The organism is Pseudomonas moraviensis subsp. stanleyae (genome assembly GCF_036283065.1).
Classification (GTDB): Bacteria; Pseudomonadota; Gammaproteobacteria; order Pseudomonadales; family Pseudomonadaceae; genus Aquipseudomonas; species Aquipseudomonas stanleyae.
The window spans coordinates 169,019-184,700 of sequence record NZ_JAADJI010000008.1; the positions used below are offsets into that span (position 1 = coordinate 169,019).

Sequence of the window (15,682 nt, forward strand, 5' to 3'; positions counted from 1 at the left end):
GGACTTCGAAAATGAACGCGGCAGGTGTTCACCTGCCGCGATGTCCGAAAAATTACAGCGTTTCAGCCGCTTCGAATGTAGGAAAGATCGACGCGATTAAGGGGAAATTAACCTGTTTCAGCGTTTGCGCAGCAACACGCTACCAATCGAGTAACCGGCGCCGAACGAACTGAGTACCGCCAGCGAACCCGAAGCCAGGTCATCCTGATATTTGTGGAAGGCAATGACCGAACCGGCCGAGCTGGTGTTGGCGTAGCTGTCGAGAATCACTGGCGCTTCTTCTTCGGTGGCTTCGCGGCCAAGCAGCTTGCGCACGATCAGGTGGTTCATGCTCAGGTTGGCCTGGTGCAGCCAGAAACGCTTCACGTCGCCGACGTTGAGCTGGTTTTCTTCCAGGTGCTCGCCGATCAGCTCGGCAACCATCGGGCAGACATCCTTGAACACCTTGCGGCCTTCCTGCACGAACAGCTTGTCGCGGGCGCCGATGCCTTCTTCTGCCGCACGGTTGAGGAAGCCGAAGTTGTTGCGGATATTGTTGGAGAACTTGGTCAGCAGTTTGGTGCTGACTACGTCGAACTGGTACGGCGACGTCGCCAGATCCGCGCGCTCGATGATTACCGCTGTCGCGGCATCGCCGAAGATGAAATGGCTGTCGCGATCACGGAAGTTCAGATGCCCGGTGCAGACTTCCGGATTGACCATCAGGATCGCCCGCGCCTGGCCCAGTTGCACGCTGTTGGCGGCGGCCTGGATGCCGAAGGTGGCCGAAGAACAGGCGACGTTCATGTCGAAGCCGAAACCTTCGATGCCCAATGCTTCCTGGACTTCGATGGCGATCGCCGGGTAGGCACGTTGCAGGTTGGAGCAGGCAACGATCACGCCGTCGATGTCGGCAGCGGTTTTGCCGGCACGTTGCAAGGCTTGTTCGGCAGCGCCAACGGCCATCTGGCAGAGCACCGACCATTCGTCGTTGGAACGTTCCGGCAGGCGCGGGGCCATGCGTTGCGGATCAAGGATGCCGTCCTTGTCCATGACGAAGCGGCTCTTGATGCCCGAGGCTTTTTCGATGAACGCGGCACTGGATTCGGTCAGGGCCTGGACTTCACCGCTGGCAATGGCCTCGGCGTGATCGGCGTTGAACTGGGCGACGTAGGTATTGAAAGACTGCACCAGCTCTTCGTTGGAGATGCTGTTGGCCGGTGTGTACAGGCCGGTGCCGCTGATGACGACGTTATGCATGGTCGTTTCTCTAATCTGTTCAGGCAGAAAGTGCTGGAACCGTCGTACCAACACGCAAAGGGTCTATTCCCATCCGGGGGACGCAAACCTGGCATCGTTTATTCCGCGGCGCGACACGGCCGAAGGCTCTGGCACGCGAAACGGCGGGTTATGGTGGCGAAGTTTGCCATAAACCCGAGGTTTTGGCGCCATTCCCGACATCCCACCATTCCCAATGTGGGAGCGAGCCTGCTCGCGAAGGCAGTGTGTCAGTCACGCAAAGGGTGTCTGACACGGCGCTTTCGCGAGCAGGCTCGCTCCCACAGGGAACTGCGTAGCTTTCAGGATCAGGGCTCGACCTGACTCCACTGCTTGCTCAGGCGTTTGTCGGAGATCGGGACCTTGGTGCCCAACTGCTGAGCGAACAGCGACACGCGGTATTCCTCCAGCCACCAGCGGTACAACTCCAGCTGCGGATCGCGCTTGCCTTCTTGCGCGTGCTTGGCAGCGCGGGCCTGGTATTGCGCCCACAGGCCCGCGAGTTCGCCGCTCCAGACGCGATCCTTCTGCACCTGTGCGCCGAGTTTCTCGAATCGCTGTTCGACCGCTTTCAGGTAACGCGGCAACTCCTTGAGCCACTGCATAGGCGTTTCACGGACGAAGCCCGGATAGACCAGATTGCCGATCTGCTGCTTGATGTCGTTCAACGCCACCGCTTGCGCCAGATCGATCTTGCCCTTGAAGCGCTTTTGCAGACCGTGCCAGATCTTGAGGATTTCCAGAGTCAAGCGCGCCACACGTTCGGCGTGCTCGGTCCAGTTGCCGCGCTTGCGCTCGGCCAGTGCCGCCAACCCGGCGCCATCTCGGGGCAACGGGTCTTCGCCCTCGAGAATGCAGCTGTCGAGGCTGGCCAGCAGAATGTCTTCGACCAGCGCATCAACCCGGCCCAGTTCGCGATACAGCAAGCCCAGTTCAGTCTGCCCCGGCAACTTGCCACGGAGAAATTTCGCCGGCTCAGCCAGTTGCTGCATCAACAAACGCTGCAAGGCTCGACGATGCTGGAACTCGGCCTCGGCCGGCGTAGAGAAGCGCCCTTCCTTGACCGTGCCGCCCTCTTCCACCAGCGCCGGGTACACCGTCATCGACAGCCCGGCGATCTTCTGCTGAGTCTTTTCCGCCACCGGCGCGAAGACTTTCGCCTCCACCGGCTGCTGGCTTTTCGCACTCTGCGGCACCGCCAGCGCGGCCTGGCTGGCTTCGGCAAAGCGCGCGGTCAGCTCAGCCAGATCGCGACCTTCGCCAAGGAACTTGCCCTGACCATCGACGATTTCCAGGTTCATGCGCAGATGACTTTCAACCTGTTGCGCCGCTTCCGCCCATGCCTCATCACTGACCCGTGCGCCGGTCATGCGCAGCAGCTCGCGACCGAGCGCTTGCGGCAGCGAACCTTCGGCGAAGGTCATGCGCTGCAACGCCGCCTTGATAAAGTCCGGCACCGGCACGAAGTTCTTGCGCAGGGCTTTCGGCAGGTTGCGCACCAGGGCAATGCACTTGGCCTCGATCAGGCCCGGCACCAGCCATTCCAGACGCTCCGGTGGCAGCATCGGCAGCAGCGGCGCCGGCACGCGCAAGGTCACGCCATCGCGCGGGTGATTGGGTTCAAAATGGTAAGTCAGCGCCAGTTCCAGATCGCCGATGTGCAATGTGTCCGGGTAATCACGGGCGGTGACTTCGCTGGCCTCGCGGGCCAGCACGTCTTCTTCGCGCATGACTAACAGCTGCGGATCTTTCTGGCTGTTGACCTTGTACCAACTGTCGAAGGTCGCGGTCTGGTGGATCTCCGCCGGCAGACGCGCATCGTAGAAGGCGTACAGAGTTTCTTCGTCGGCGAGAATGTCGCGACGGCGAGCCTTGGCTTCCAGTTCGTCGAGCTGCTCGAGCAGTTTCTGATTGGCGCTCAGGCATTTGGCCCGCGACTGAATCTCGCCGCGCACCAGGCCTTCGCGGATAAACAGCTCACGGGATACCACCGGATCGACCGGGCCGTAATGCACCGGGCGGCGACCGACGACGATCAGGCCGAACAGGGTGATCTGCTCGTAGGCGACGACCTGGCCGCGCTTCTTTTCCCAGTGCGGTTCGAAGTGGTTTTTCTTGATCAGGTGCCCTGCCAGCGGCTCGATCCAGTCGGCGTCGATCTTGGCGACCATGCGCGCATAAAGCTTGGTGGTTTCCACCAGTTCGGCGGTCATCAGCCACTGCGGACGCTTTTTGCCGATACCTGACGACGGATGAATCCAGAAGCGCCGCTGCCGCGCCCCGAGGTAATCGCCGTCTTCGGTTTTTTGGCCGATCTGGCTGAGCAATCCGACCAGTACCGCTTTGTGCAGCTTCGGATAATCCGCCGGCTCTTTGTTCAGGCTCAGCTGCATGTCGCGGCAGATCAAGCTCAACTGACGATGGGAATCACGCCACTCGCGCAAGCGCAGGTAGTTGAGGAAATTCTTCCGGCACCAGTTGCGCAGCGGATTGGCGGTCAGCGCCTGGCGCTGCTCTTCGAAACCACGCCACAGATTGACCAGCCCGGCGAAGTCGGAATCCGGATCCTTCCATTGCGCGTGGGCCTGATCCGCCGCTTGCTGACGCTCCGGCGGACGCTCGCGCGGGTCCTGAATCGACATGGCGCTGGCGACGATCAGCACTTCCTGCAGACTGCCGAGCTTGGCCGCTTCCAGGAGCATGCGGCCCATGCGCGGGTCGACCGGCAAGCGCGCCAACTGGCGACCGAGCGGCGTCAGCTGGCTGTTGCGATCGACTGCCGAAAGTTCTTGCAGCAAGTTGAAACCGTCGCTGATCGCTTTGCCGTCCGGCGGCTCGATAAACGGGAACGCGGTGATTTCACCGAGGCGCAGATGGAGCATCTGCAAGATAACCGCGGCGAGGTTGGTGCGCAGAATCTCCGGATCGGTAAATTCCGGGCGCCCAAGGAAGTCCTCTTCGCTGTACAAACGCACGCAGATACCCGGCTCGACCCGGCCGCAACGACCTTTACGCTGATTGGCGCTGGCCTGGGAAATCGCTTCGATCGGCAAGCGCTGCACCTTGGCGCGGTAGCTGTAGCGGCTGATGCGCGCGGTGCCGCTGTCAATCACATAGCGAATGCCTGGTACGGTCAGCGAGGTTTCGGCGACGTTGGTCGCCAGCACCACGCGGCGGCCCGGGTGCGACTGGAAGATCCGCTGCTGTTCGGCCGGCGACAGGCGCGCGTACAGCGGCAGGATTTCAGTGTGCTTGAGCTGGGCCTTGCGCAGCATGTCGGCAGCATCGCGAATCTCCCGCTCACCGGGCAGGAACACCAGCACGTCACCCGGACTGCGGCGTTCGCTGCGCTCGTAGGCAGCGATTTCGTCGAGGGTGGCGAGAATCGCCTGATCGACGGTGAGGTCATCCTCGACCCGGTTGCCCTCTTCGTCCTGCTCCAGGGTCAGCGGGCGATACCAGGTGTCCACCGGGAACGTGCGACCGGACACTTCAACAATCGGCGCGTCATCGAAATGCTTGGAGAAGCGCTCCAGATCGATGGTCGCCGAGGTGATGATGACCTTCAGATCCGGACGGCGTGGCAGCAGGGTTTTCAGGTAGCCGAGGAGGAAATCGATGTTGAGACTGCGTTCGTGGGCTTCGTCGACGATGATCGTGTCGTAGCGTTCGAGGTAACGGTCGTTCTGGGTTTCCGCCAGCAGAATGCCGTCGGTCATCAGTTTGATCAAAGTGTTGGCGTCGCTCTGATCTTCGAAACGCACCTGATAGCCGACCAGTGCACCGAGCGGCGTGCCGAGTTCTTCGGCGACGCGGCTGGCGACGCTGCGCGCGGCGATCCGACGCGGCTGTGTATGGCCGATCAGACCGTGCTGGCCGCGCCCGATCTCCAGACAGATTTTCGGCAACTGGGTGGTTTTACCCGAGCCGGTTTCGCCGGCGATGATCAGCACCTGATGTTGCTCCAGGGCCTTCTTGATCTCGTCGCGCTTGGCCGCGATCGGCAGACTGTCGTCGTAACGAATCACCGGCAGGCTCGCGCGGCGCGCCAGCACCTGATCACAGGACGCCTGCATCCGCGCCACCCACTGGGCCAGCTTGGCCTCGTCGGGTTTCTTGCGCAGCTCAAGCAACTGCCGCCGCAGCCGGTGACGGTCGGCGAGCATGGCGTGATCGAGGTTTTTCAGCAGTTTGTCGATGGAGGGCGATTCGTCGGTCATCGGTTAGGCAATTCGGTCGTCTATATGTGCAGGGGGCGGATTGTCGCAGATTTGGCGGATTTGTGGCGTATCAGGGGGATTGCGGCCCTCACCCTAGCCCTCTCCCGGAGGGAGAGGGGACCGATTGGGGGATGCTGAAAATATTCACCGACCTGAAATTGCTTTACCGAATCCATAATCGCCAAAATCTTTCAGGTCGGCGTTTGACCCCAGACACCTCGGTCGGCCCCCTCTCCCTCCGGGAGAGGGCTGGGGTGAGGGGCTTCTAAAAGAGCTACTCGTTGTCGAGGCCTTTACGCCGATAAGGAAAGACGTCGATGACCTTCCCCGCCCGAATCGCCTCCTGCAAACTCTTCCAGTAATCGGCGTCATACAGCTCGCCATGCAACTGATCGAACAACTTGCGCTGTCCTGAATCGGCAAACAGAAACGGCGGAAACTCCTCGGGAAACACATCCAGCGGGCCGATCGAGTACCACGGCTCGGAGGCCATTTCATCCTCGGGCGTACGCGGTGCCGGGATGTGGCGGAAGTTGGCTTCAGTCAGGAAGCAGATTTCGTCGTAGTCGTAGAACACCACCCGGCCGTGTCGAGTGACGCCGAAGTTTTTCAGCAGCATGTCGCCGGGAAAAATATTTGCCGCCGCCAGCTGCTTGATCGCCAGGCCGTAATCCTCCAGCGCCTCGCGCACCTGCGCCTCGTTGGCGTTTTCCAGATACAGGTTGAGCGGAGTCATCCGCCGCTCCGTCCAGCAGTGGCGGATCAGCACGGTTTCGCCTTCGACCGAAACTGTCGACGGCGCCACTTCAAGCAGTTCCTCGAGGCACGCCGGATCGAACTTGCTCAGCGGAAAACGGAAGTCGGCAAACTCCTGGGTATCGGCCATGCGCCCGACCCGATCGACGCTCTTCACCAGCCGATACTTTTCGATCACCGTGGCGCGGTCGACGTTTTTCGACGGAGAGAAACGGTCCTTGATGATTTTGAACACAGTGTTGAAACCCGGCAGGGTGAACACGCTCATGACCATGCCGCGCACGCCCGGGGCCATGATGAACTGGTCGTCAGTGTTGGCCAGATGATTGATCAGGGCGCGGTAGAACTCGGATTTGCCGTGCTTGTAGAAGCCGATCGAGGTGTACAGCTCGGCGATGTGCTTGCCCGGCAGGATACGTCGCAGAAAACCGATGAACTCCGCAGGCACCGGCACATCGACCATGAAATAGGAGCGGGTAAACGAGAAGATGATCGACACATCGGCTTCGTCGGTAATCAACGCGTCGATCTGAATGCCGCGACCTTCGCGGTGCAGCAGCGGAATCACCAGCGGCCATTGCTCGTCGCGGGTGTAGATGCGCCCGACCAGATAGGCGCCCTTGTTGCGGTAAAGCACCGAGGAAAACAGCTCGACGCTCAGTTCCGGGTCCTTGCACACCCAGTCCGGCAGGTTTTCGCGCAACTGCGCTTCGAGCCGCAACAAGTCGCCGGGCAGATCGGCGTAATCCTCGCTGAAGCGGAAATCGGCAAAAATGCTCGCGAGCATGGCGGACAACTGGCCCTGCGGCTTATACGTGCGGGTTTGCGCGGCGCGGGCTCGACGCAGGCTCGGGCGTGTGGTGTGGATGAACATGCAGCCGTCGCTGATCAGATCGTGGCTGAACAACCCGCAGAAAATCGAGTTGTACCAGGTCTCGGAAAGCTCATCGTCGAAGCGCAGATCGATAACACTGATATAGGCGCTTTTCACCAGCGGCCAGCAGCTGACGTTCATCAGCGCTTCTTCGTCGAAATACTCGCGCAGGCGAGCAACGGTTTCGCCGACCTTTTCCTCATACAGACTGATCCGCGCCGCCGACGCGGCCTGGGCTTCCTGCCAGCGCGCCTGTTCGAAGCGCTCCCGCGCGCCATCGGTGATGCGACGGAAATGCTCGCGGTAATCGTCGAAGCCGGCGAGGATCATCCGGGCGATCTCGGTGGCTGGCCATTGCTGCGACATAGAGGAAACCTCAGCGGGAATTCGGTTGGTCTGAGCTTAGTCACGGAAGCGCTCGCAGGAAAAGCGCAATTTCTGCCAAAACCGATACAGGGCTGACCGTTGATGCGCTTTCCCGGGCCGATGCATCGGCAGGCAAAATTAAAAGCCCGAATAGCGGTTGCCATGATCCGGACGCTCGGCAACACTCTCGTCCCGATCAAGCAAGGAGCCCGCCGTGAGCCCTGTCGATATTTTCCGTATGTTGTCGCTGGCCGCTATCTGGGGCGCGAGTTTTCTGTTCATGCGCATCATTGCGCCGGTGATCGGCACGATCCCGACCGGCTTCTTCCGCGTGTCGATTGCGGCTGTCGGATTGCTGGTGATCCTTGGGCTGATGCGCATCAGCTGGGATTTCAAGGGCAAGCTGAAAACCGTGATGCTGCTGGGCGTGATCAATTCGGGAATTCCGGCGACGCTGTATTCGGTGGCGGCGCAAGTATTGCCGGCCGGCTACTCGGCGATTTTCAATGCCACCACGCCGCTGATGGGCGTGCTGATTGGCGGACTGTTCTTCAGTGAAAAACTCACGGCGGCCAAGCTGAGCGGCGTGTTCCTCGGCCTGTTCGGCGTCGGCGTGCTGACGCGCGCTGGCCCCGTGGCCTTCGATCTGCAACTGCTAATGGGCGCGGTCGCTTGCCTGCTGGCGACCACTTGCTACGGTTTTGCCGGATTTCTTGCGCGGCGCTGGCTGGATCAGGCCGGTGGGCTGGACAGCCGTTTGTCGGCATTGGGCAGCATGCTCGGGGCGACGTTGTTTTTGCTGCCGCTGTTCGCCTACAGCACCATCACTGCGCCGCCGGGCAGTTGGGGCGGCTGGCATGTCTGGCTGTCGCTGCTCGGCCTGGGCCTGGGCTGCACGGCGTTCGCTTACATCATCTATTTCCGCCTGCTCAGCTCGATCGGCCCGGTCAAATCCATGACCGTGACCTTCATGATCCCGCCGTTCGGCGTGTTGTGGGGAGCGCTGTTGCTGGATGAGCCGTTGTCGATGGCGCACATTTATGGCGGGGTGCTGATTGCGGCGGCGTTGTGGCTGGTGTTGAAGCCGGCGGTGGTGAAGCCTGCAGAGGTGTCAGTCCGTTAAATTTTTTTGCGGCAGCTATTCGCGAGCAGGCTCGCTCCCACACAAGAATACATTCCAATGTGGGAGCGAGCCTGCTCGCGAAAGCCAACTGCCTATCGGCTATCCGGTCTTACGGAACACAAAAGCCAACCCAACAACGATCAACAGCATCCCCAGCACACTCAACGCCGCCAGACGATTGCCAAAAATCAGGTAATCCATCACCGCCGTCACCGCCGGCACCAGATAGAACAGGCTGGTGACGTTCACCAGATTGCCCCGCGCGATCAGCCGATACAGCAACAGCGTCGCCAGCACCGACACTACCAGGCCCATCCACAACACCGGGACAATGAAGCCTGCGCTGTGTTCGTAGTGAAACGGCTGGAACGGTACAAACACCGCGCACAGCAACAGCCCGGCCAGGTACTGCACTGGCAGCGTACCGAGCGGATTTTCGGTGATGCGTTTTTGCATGATCGAGCCAAGCGTCATGCTCGCCAGCGCCAGCAAACCGAACAACATGCCAGCCCAGGACATCCCGGCCAGACCGATACCCTGATAGACCACCATGATCAGCCCGGCCAGCCCCAGCGTCAGGCCGAACAGGCGGCTGGCCGAGCGCTGCCGCTCCATCAAGACCACGGTGAGAATCGGCTGCACGCCCATGATGGTAGCCATCACACCGGGGGTGACTTTGGTGTTGAGCGCTAGCAAATAGAAAATCTGATACGCCCCCAACAACACCACACCTGTGGCAATCGCAAACAACATCGGCCGCCCGCCCTTGGGCAGCTTCAACTTGAGCAGCGGTGCCAGCAACATCAACCCGCACAGGGCGATGGCGAAGCGAATCAGCAGGAAGGCAAAGGGCGAAGCATGGGCCAGACCCCATTTGGAGAAAATCGCCCCGCTGCTCCACAGCAGAACGAACAGGCTCGTGGACGCCGCCGCGAGCGCGGATTGTTTCGAAAGGACAAACATGAATACCACCTGTAGTCAGGCAAGAAGCCAACTCAGCCGAAGCTGAAAGTCAGTAGGTTTTTCTGGCGGGCGCAGGGGTCAGCAGCAACTGCCGATCAGCCCCGGACACCAACGCCCGGCGGCGATACGACTGCGCACACCGGCGTGCTACTGACAGGTGGAGGGTAATGACTGATCTGCACAGGCTGCTGATTCCCGCACGGCACAACGCCAGCGTTGACCGCTGAACCGACTACCGCGTTGATGAGAGATGCAGGCATGAATGCAGATCTTTATTGGAGAGATGAAAGCGCGAGCCAGGCGGCGCACGCGGGCTGACTATAACCAGCCCGGGACACAGATTGCAATGACTTGGGCGAAGGGCCGGTAGCGACAGTTTGGCGCCGGGTGGTTAGGGTGCTTGGCGTGGCAACGGATTGTCAGGAGACATGGAATGCAAGAGATCATATGCCAAGGGAACGGACGTATTTGCGGTATCAGGTTTATCGGTCGGAGGCGAGGAAGCGCGCGGATCTTGCGACTGCGCAGATGCGATCCATTTCGGGAGCGGATATGTCGAAAGTCCGCTTCGAACCTATCGATGCTCAAGCACTGGCGGCTTATGGAGCTTGGGAAGAACCGGTTTTCTCGTGGGAGGACGTCATTATCTGGAAAACCCGAGAACCTTTATCTCTGGATATAGCAATCTGGTTTGAACAAGAGCTCTGCGGGCTGTGCTTCGCAAATCCCAACAATAGCCGCCACCGGATTCGTATCGTCCGGCTGGAGGGCAAACCCGGAAAGATTCACCCGCTAAAAAACCGTATCGCCGCTTTGGCATTGCTCGCCATCGATGAATTCGCCCGAACCATTGGCAGCCGCATCATCGAAGTTCAGGAACCTATGCCGGGAGCCATTCCGGTTTATCGACAACTCGGCTTTACCTTTGATGTGCAAGGTCGCCTTGTTCTAGCAGTGGAGAGTGAAGTATCGTGACATCTGCTCAATTATTGACCAGCGAGGGAGAGAGTATGCGCAAAGTCGTAAGAAAATCCCCCAGCAAGAAGGAGTTGCGCGAGCCGCCAGAAAAGCTTGAACGACTGGAATTATCCGCGAATCAGCGCCGTTTTCTGCAAGTTCTTGAAACCGGAACCGACGTGAACGAGCCCAGCCTGCTCGCCGGCCGTCCATGACCCATCAAAAAAACCGCTCCAGAAGAGCGGTTTTTTTTCAATGGCTGATTCCGCGTCAACCAAACAACCAATACCCCAACAATGTCAGCACCAGCACCGCCAGCACCGGACGCAGTACGCGGTAGGCCTTGGGATGACGGCGTTTCCACTGTTTGACCATGCCGCTGAAACGGTCGCTGAAACGCTTGCTCCAGGCATAAGCCTGGTTGATGCCACCGACGCGTTCGTCGTCGAGATTCTGCGGCGCGGTGGCGCGGCCGAGCCAGCCGCTGATGAATCGGTTGATGCGGGTCATCAGGCGGTTGCTCAGCGGGCGTTCGATGTCGCAAAACAAAATGACCCGAGTCTGATCGGTTTCATTCTTGACCCAGTGCACGTAGGTCTCGTCGAACATCACGTCATCGCCGTCGCGCCAGGCGTAGACCTGACCGTCGACGAAGATCCGGCAATCGTCGGAATTGGGAGTCGACAGGCCGAGGTGATAACGCAGAGAGCCGGCGAACGGGTCGCGGTGCGGGTTGAGATGACTGCCGCCCGGGAGCAGCGCGAACATCGCCCCCTTGACGTTGGGAATGGCACTGACCAGCGCCACGGTTTTCGGGCACAGCGCTTCGGCCGATGGCAGGGGTTTGTCGTACCACTTCAGATAAAAACGCTTCCAGCCCTTCTTGAAGAACGAACCGAAACCGGCGTCGTTGTTCTTCTCGGCAGCGCGAATATAGCCCTCGTCAAACAGATGCATGGCTTCGTCGCGGATGGTTTCCCAGTTGTCGCGCAGTACATCCAGCTCGGGAAATTTGCTGCGATCCAGATACGGTCTGGAAGGCACTGCGGAAAACAGGTACATCAAAGCGTTGTACGGGGCGAACAACGCCGAGTGGTTGACGAACTGGCGCAATACCGGCAAACGCGCCTTGCCGCGCAAATGCACATAGAGCGTGCTGCCCAGAAACAGCAACAGCACAAACGCCTTGGCGGCAAACGAAACGGTCATCAACGACTCCTTGAATAAAGACAACGCTGCGCAATGCCCTTTAACCGGCATGGCAGCCGGCCATGATAAACACTCCCGGCTCCGGGAAAAACCCGCCTGCCACAAGATTCAGTGTTAAGCATTGCGCAACAAAGCCTTTATTAACATCCAGCACCTGAACCCCGCCTGATCTGAATCAAGAGGATTACTGCTGATTCTCCTGCTCGGTGAACAGGTCACTGAACAACATGCTCGACAGATAACGCTCGCCCGAATCCGGCAGCACCACGACGATGGTTTTGCCCTGCATCTCCGGTTTTTCCGCCAGACGCACGGCCACTGCCATGGCCGCACCGCAGGAAATGCCGCACAGAATCCCCTCCTCCTGCATCAGCCGCAAAGCCATGGCCTTGGACTCTTCGTCAGTCACCTGCTCGACGCGGTCGACCATCGACAGATCAAGGTTCTTCGGCACAAAACCGGCACCGATGCCCTGAATCTTGTGCGGGCTGGGCTTGATCTCGGCACCGGCCAACGCTTGCGTGATCACTGGCGAAGACGCCGGCTCCACCGCCACCGACAGAATCGGTTTGCCGGCGGTATTCTTGATATACCGCGAGACGCCGGTAATGGTTCCGCCGGTACCGACGCCAGCCACCAGCACGTCGACGGCACCGTCGGTGTCGTTCCAGATTTCCGGGCCGGTGGTCTTTTCATGAATCGCCGGATTGGCCGGGTTATCGAATTGCGCTGGCATGAAATATTTGTCGGTATCGCTGGCGACGATTTCCGCGGCCTTTTCAATGGCGCCTTTCATGCCCTTGGTCGGCTCGGTCAACACCAGTTCCGCGCCCAAGGCCTTGAGGACCTTGCGGCGCTCGATGCTCATCGACGCCGGCATGGTCAGCATCAACTTGTAGCCACGCGCGGCGGCGACAAAGGCCAGACCGATGCCGGTATTACCGGAGGTGGGCTCGACGATAGTCATGCCCGGCTTGAGTTTGCCGCTGCTTTCGGCGTCCCAGATCATGTTGGCGCCGATTCGGCATTTGACCGAGTAACCGGGATTGCGACCTTCGATCTTGGCCAGGATCGTGACCCCACGCGGCGCGATGCGGTTGATCTGGACCAGCGGCGTATTACCGATGGAATGGGCGTTGTCAGCGTAGATACGGCTCATGGCTGGGTCCTTATGCAGCGTTGAATTCAGCCTTTCAAGGTAAGCCTGTTGCCGATCACAGTCCAGTCGGGTCGAACGTCTGCGAACGCGCGCAGTCAATCGCTTTGAACCTCATGGAACCCTCATCAAGGAACTGTTCAAGGAACACTCTCATGAAGCGTCGTTACAGCTGGCCGCTCTGGACCCTGGCAGGTGTCGTGGTGCTGCTGGTCGCCCTGCACTTTGCCCTGCCCTATCTGGTACGCGACTACCTCAATGACAAGCTCGCTGACATGGGCGATTACCGTGGCCAGATCACCGACGTCGACCTCGCGCTGTGGCGCGGCGCGTACAAAATCAACGGCCTGAAAATCGTCAAGGTCGACGGCAAGGTGCCGGTGCCGTTCGTCGATGCACCGTTGATCGACCTGTCAGTGAGCTGGCATTCGCTGTGGTACGACCATGCCGTAGTCGCGCAGGTGCAGTTCCTCCACCCCGAAATCAACTTTGTCGACGGGGGCGCCAACAAACAGAACTCGCAGACCGGTCAGGGCACCGACTGGCGAGAACAACTGGGCAAGCTGCTGCCGATCACCCTTGATGAGGTGCAGATCAACGACGGCCGTATCACGTTCCGCAACTTCAATTCCAAGCCGCCGGTAAACATGAATGCCAGCAACGTCAACGCCAGCATCTATAACCTGACCAACGTGGTCGACAAGGAAGGCAAACGCGACGCCCGCTTCGAAGGCAAGGCGCTCCTGCTGGGCCACGCGCCACTGGAAACCACCGCCACCTTCGATCCACTGAGCAACTTCGAAGACTTCGAATTCCGTCTGCGCGCCCGCGACATCGAGCTCAAACGCATGAACGACTTCGCCGCCGCCTACGGCAAATTCGATTTCAACGCCGGCCACGGCGATGTGGTTATCGAAGCCAAGGCAGAGAAAGCCCGGCTCACTGGCTACATCAAACCTCTGCTGCGCGATGTCGACGTATTCAACTGGCAACAGGACGTCGAGAACAAAAACAAAGGCCTGTTCCGCTCGATCTGGGAAGCGCTGGTCGGCGGCACCGAGACGGTACTGAAGAACCAGAACAAAAACCAGTTCGCCACCCGGGTCCAGCTCAGCGGCAATGTTCACCAGCAGGATGTCAACGCGTTCGAAGCGTTTTTGCAGATTTTGCGCAATGGGTTCATCCAGGCTTTCAATGCGCGATATGAGCGGCCGAAGCCGGATGAGGGTTAAGTTTTGCGGTTGACGACATATCGACCTGTGTCTTCGGCCGCTATCGATGAACGCTGTTGCAGCGAATCCCAGCCCAGACAGGCCAACGCCAAAGAACGTGGCACTGCCTCACGCCCGTTGCTGTAACGGCTGATGCTACGAGCGCTCACACCCAGCGCCTCGGCCGCCTCACTGAGAGAAAGTCCGGTACGGGCGCGCCAATCGATAAAAATGCGCGTGTTCTCATCCTGGGCATTTTGCGCTAGCGCATCCATGTACAAGGTGTCTGCACCGATCTGTACGTCAGGTTCAACCCATTCAACGATCCAACCCTCGTCCCCGACTGCGGCAGTCGCAAAGACTTCGCGATCAAGCAGTGGCCGCAGACCTGGATAAGTATGAATATCCATCCCCAAATCAACTGTCAGTTCCTGACCATTGATAAATGTCAGCGCCAACCTGAAATCCGACAGGACGTGCGCAGATCGCAGACGCGGCCGTTTCATGGGTAACATCGATTTTCTGCCTTTTACTAACCAAGTAAGAAAGGCTATCGCCAAATCGGCGATACCGGAATACTGGCCACCCGCCGAGACTGAGTCAACATGTGACGCCCCATTCAGAGACTGAATAAGCCGTCTGCGTTCACAGTCGACCGGCGTGCGCGTTATAGTCGGGCATCCGATTATTTCGCCCCGCCCTGCCCGTAAGGTCAGCGTTACCGTTCGAGGATTTGCAGATGAAGTTCGAAGGCACCCAGGCCTACGTCGCCACCGATGACCTGAAGCTGGCGGTCAACGCCGCCATCACCCTGGAGCGGCCGCTGCTGGTCAAGGGTGAACCGGGCACCGGCAAGACCATGCTCGCCGAGCAACTGGCCGAGTCGTTCGGTGCCAAGCTGATCACCTGGCACATCAAATCCACCACCAAGGCCCATCAGGGTCTGTACGAGTACGACGCGGTCAGCCGTTTGCGCGACTCGCAGCTGGGCAATGAAAAAGTCCACGACGTGCGCAACTACCTGAAGAAAGGCAAGCTTTGGGAAGCCTTCGAGTCCGAGGAGCGGGTGATTCTGCTGATCGACGAAATCGACAAGGCCGACATCGAGTTCCCCAACGACCTGTTGCAAGAACTCGACAAGATGGAGTTCTACGTTTACGAGATCGACGAGACCATCAAGGCCAAGAAGCGCCCGATCATCATCATTACCTCCAACAACGAGAAAGAGCTGCCGGACGCATTCCTGCGCCGCTGCTTCTTCCATTACATCGCCTTCCCCGACCGCAGCACCCTGCAGAAAATCGTCGACGTTCACTATCCGGACATCAAAAAGGATCTGGTCAGCGAAGCGCTCGACGTGTTCTTCGACGTGCGCAAGGTACCAGGCCTGAAGAAGAAGCCTTCGACGTCCGAGCTGGTCGACTGGCTGAAACTGCTGATGGCCGACAACATCGGCGAAGCCGTGCTGCGCGAGCGCGATCCGACCAAAGCCATCCCGCCGCTGGCAGGCGCACTGGTGAAGAACGAACAGGACGTGCAACTGCTTGAACGTCTGGCATTCATGAGCCGGCGCGGCACCCGTTAAGAGGC

The 15,682-nt window shown here is 59.5% G+C and carries 12 protein-coding genes; 5 read left to right on the forward strand and 7 right to left on the reverse strand.

Annotation, left to right across the window (positions count from 1 at the left end; all coding sequences use genetic code 11):
* Positions 1-117 precede the first annotated feature (117 nt).
* The 3 genes from GXB78_RS16070 to aceK all read right to left on the reverse strand — a co-directional run bounded on the left by GXB78_RS16070 (position 118) and on the right by aceK (position 7,473).
* Complete coding sequence (locus GXB78_RS16070; protein WP_329516075.1) at positions 118-1,239, reverse strand: beta-ketoacyl-ACP synthase III; 1,122 nt, start codon at positions 1,237-1,239, stop codon at positions 118-120.
* Between the two features lie 326 nt (positions 1,240-1,565).
* Positions 1,566-5,477, reverse strand: coding sequence for an ATP-dependent RNA helicase HrpA (gene hrpA, locus GXB78_RS16075; RefSeq protein WP_329516076.1), 3,912 nt, complete (start codon positions 5,475-5,477; stop codon positions 1,566-1,568).
* Between the two features lie 274 nt (positions 5,478-5,751).
* Positions 5,752-7,473 (reverse strand): bifunctional isocitrate dehydrogenase kinase/phosphatase, encoded by a 1,722-nt coding sequence (gene aceK, locus GXB78_RS16080; protein ID WP_329516077.1) that lies wholly within the window; start codon positions 7,471-7,473, stop codon positions 5,752-5,754.
* 214 nt (positions 7,474-7,687) lie between these two features.
* On the opposite strand from aceK, the gene GXB78_RS16085 reads away from it, so the two are divergent.
* Positions 7,688-8,596 carry a DMT family transporter gene (locus tag GXB78_RS16085; protein ID WP_329516078.1) on the forward strand — a complete coding sequence of 303 codons (909 nt, stop codon included), beginning with the start codon at positions 7,688-7,690 and terminating at the stop codon, positions 8,594-8,596.
* A 99-nt stretch (positions 8,597-8,695) separates the two neighbouring features.
* Here GXB78_RS16085 and GXB78_RS16090 read toward each other — a convergent pair whose 3' ends face one another.
* On the reverse strand, positions 8,696-9,559 hold the full coding sequence (locus GXB78_RS16090; RefSeq protein WP_329516079.1) for a DMT family transporter: 864 nt from the start codon (positions 9,557-9,559) through the stop codon (positions 8,696-8,698).
* A 552-nt stretch (positions 9,560-10,111) separates the two neighbouring features.
* On the opposite strand from GXB78_RS16090, the gene GXB78_RS16095 reads away from it, so the two are divergent.
* Together GXB78_RS16095 and GXB78_RS16100 are read left to right on the forward strand one after the other, a co-directional pair.
* Positions 10,112-10,534, forward strand: a complete 423-nt coding sequence (locus tag GXB78_RS16095; RefSeq protein ID WP_329516080.1) for a hypothetical protein — start codon at positions 10,112-10,114, stop codon at positions 10,532-10,534.
* A 35-nt stretch (positions 10,535-10,569) separates the two neighbouring features.
* A complete protein-coding gene (locus GXB78_RS16100; protein WP_329516081.1) occupies positions 10,570-10,731 on the forward strand; it encodes a hypothetical protein in 162 nt (53 codons plus the stop codon).
* 55 nt (positions 10,732-10,786) lie between these two features.
* Here the strand turns inward: GXB78_RS16100 and GXB78_RS16105 are convergent, their stop codons facing one another.
* Both GXB78_RS16105 and cysK read right to left on the reverse strand, forming a co-directional pair.
* Positions 10,787-11,725, reverse strand: coding sequence for an aspartyl/asparaginyl beta-hydroxylase domain-containing protein (locus tag GXB78_RS16105; protein WP_329516082.1), 939 nt, complete (start codon positions 11,723-11,725; stop codon positions 10,787-10,789).
* A gap of 184 nt (positions 11,726-11,909) precedes the next feature.
* Positions 11,910-12,884 (reverse strand): cysteine synthase A, encoded by a 975-nt coding sequence (gene cysK / locus GXB78_RS16110; protein ID WP_329516083.1) that lies wholly within the window; start codon positions 12,882-12,884, stop codon positions 11,910-11,912.
* A gap of 152 nt (positions 12,885-13,036) precedes the next feature.
* Here cysK and GXB78_RS16115 point away from each other — a divergent pair, with 152 nt between their 5' ends.
* Positions 13,037-14,113, forward strand: a complete 1,077-nt coding sequence (locus tag GXB78_RS16115; protein ID WP_329516084.1) for a DUF748 domain-containing protein — start codon at positions 13,037-13,039, stop codon at positions 14,111-14,113.
* Here GXB78_RS16115 and GXB78_RS16120 read toward each other — a convergent pair.
* Entirely contained in the window at positions 14,110-14,607 is a 498-nt protein-coding gene (locus tag GXB78_RS16120) for a helix-turn-helix domain-containing protein (protein ID WP_329516085.1), read from the reverse strand. The genes GXB78_RS16115 and GXB78_RS16120 overlap by 4 nt on opposite strands.
* Positions 14,608-14,831: 224 nt before the next feature.
* Between GXB78_RS16120 and GXB78_RS16125 the strand changes: the two genes are divergently transcribed.
* Complete coding sequence (locus GXB78_RS16125; protein WP_076566454.1) at positions 14,832-15,677, forward strand: AAA family ATPase; 846 nt, start codon at positions 14,832-14,834, stop codon at positions 15,675-15,677.
* Positions 15,678-15,682 lie beyond the last annotated feature (5 nt).

What these genes read in the sequence shown, in the direction of transcription:
- GXB78_RS16070 (WP_329516075.1), bottom strand. Translation starts at nt 1,239, where the DNA reads ATGCATAACGTCGTCATCAGCGGCACCGGCCTGTACACACCGGCCAAC.
- hrpA (WP_329516076.1), bottom strand. Translation starts at nt 5,477, where the DNA reads ATGACCGACGAATCGCCCTCCATCGACAAACTGCTGAAAAACCTCGAT.
- aceK (WP_329516077.1), bottom strand. Translation starts at nt 7,473, where the DNA reads ATGTCGCAGCAATGGCCAGCCACCGAGATCGCCCGGATGATCCTCGCC.
- GXB78_RS16090 (WP_329516079.1), bottom strand. Translation starts at nt 9,559, where the DNA reads ATGTTTGTCCTTTCGAAACAATCCGCGCTCGCGGCGGCGTCCACGAGC.
- GXB78_RS16095 (WP_329516080.1), top strand. Translation starts at nt 10,112, where the DNA reads ATGTCGAAAGTCCGCTTCGAACCTATCGATGCTCAAGCACTGGCGGCT.
- GXB78_RS16100 (WP_329516081.1), top strand. Translation starts at nt 10,570, where the DNA reads ATGCGCAAAGTCGTAAGAAAATCCCCCAGCAAGAAGGAGTTGCGCGAG.
- GXB78_RS16105 (WP_329516082.1), bottom strand. Translation starts at nt 11,725, where the DNA reads ATGACCGTTTCGTTTGCCGCCAAGGCGTTTGTGCTGTTGCTGTTTCTG.
- cysK (WP_329516083.1), bottom strand. Translation starts at nt 12,884, where the DNA reads ATGAGCCGTATCTACGCTGACAACGCCCATTCCATCGGTAATACGCCG.
- GXB78_RS16115 (WP_329516084.1), top strand. Translation starts at nt 13,037, where the DNA reads ATGAAGCGTCGTTACAGCTGGCCGCTCTGGACCCTGGCAGGTGTCGTG.
- GXB78_RS16120 (WP_329516085.1), bottom strand. Translation starts at nt 14,607, where the DNA reads ATGTTACCCATGAAACGGCCGCGTCTGCGATCTGCGCACGTCCTGTCG.
- GXB78_RS16125 (WP_076566454.1), top strand. Translation starts at nt 14,832, where the DNA reads ATGAAGTTCGAAGGCACCCAGGCCTACGTCGCCACCGATGACCTGAAG.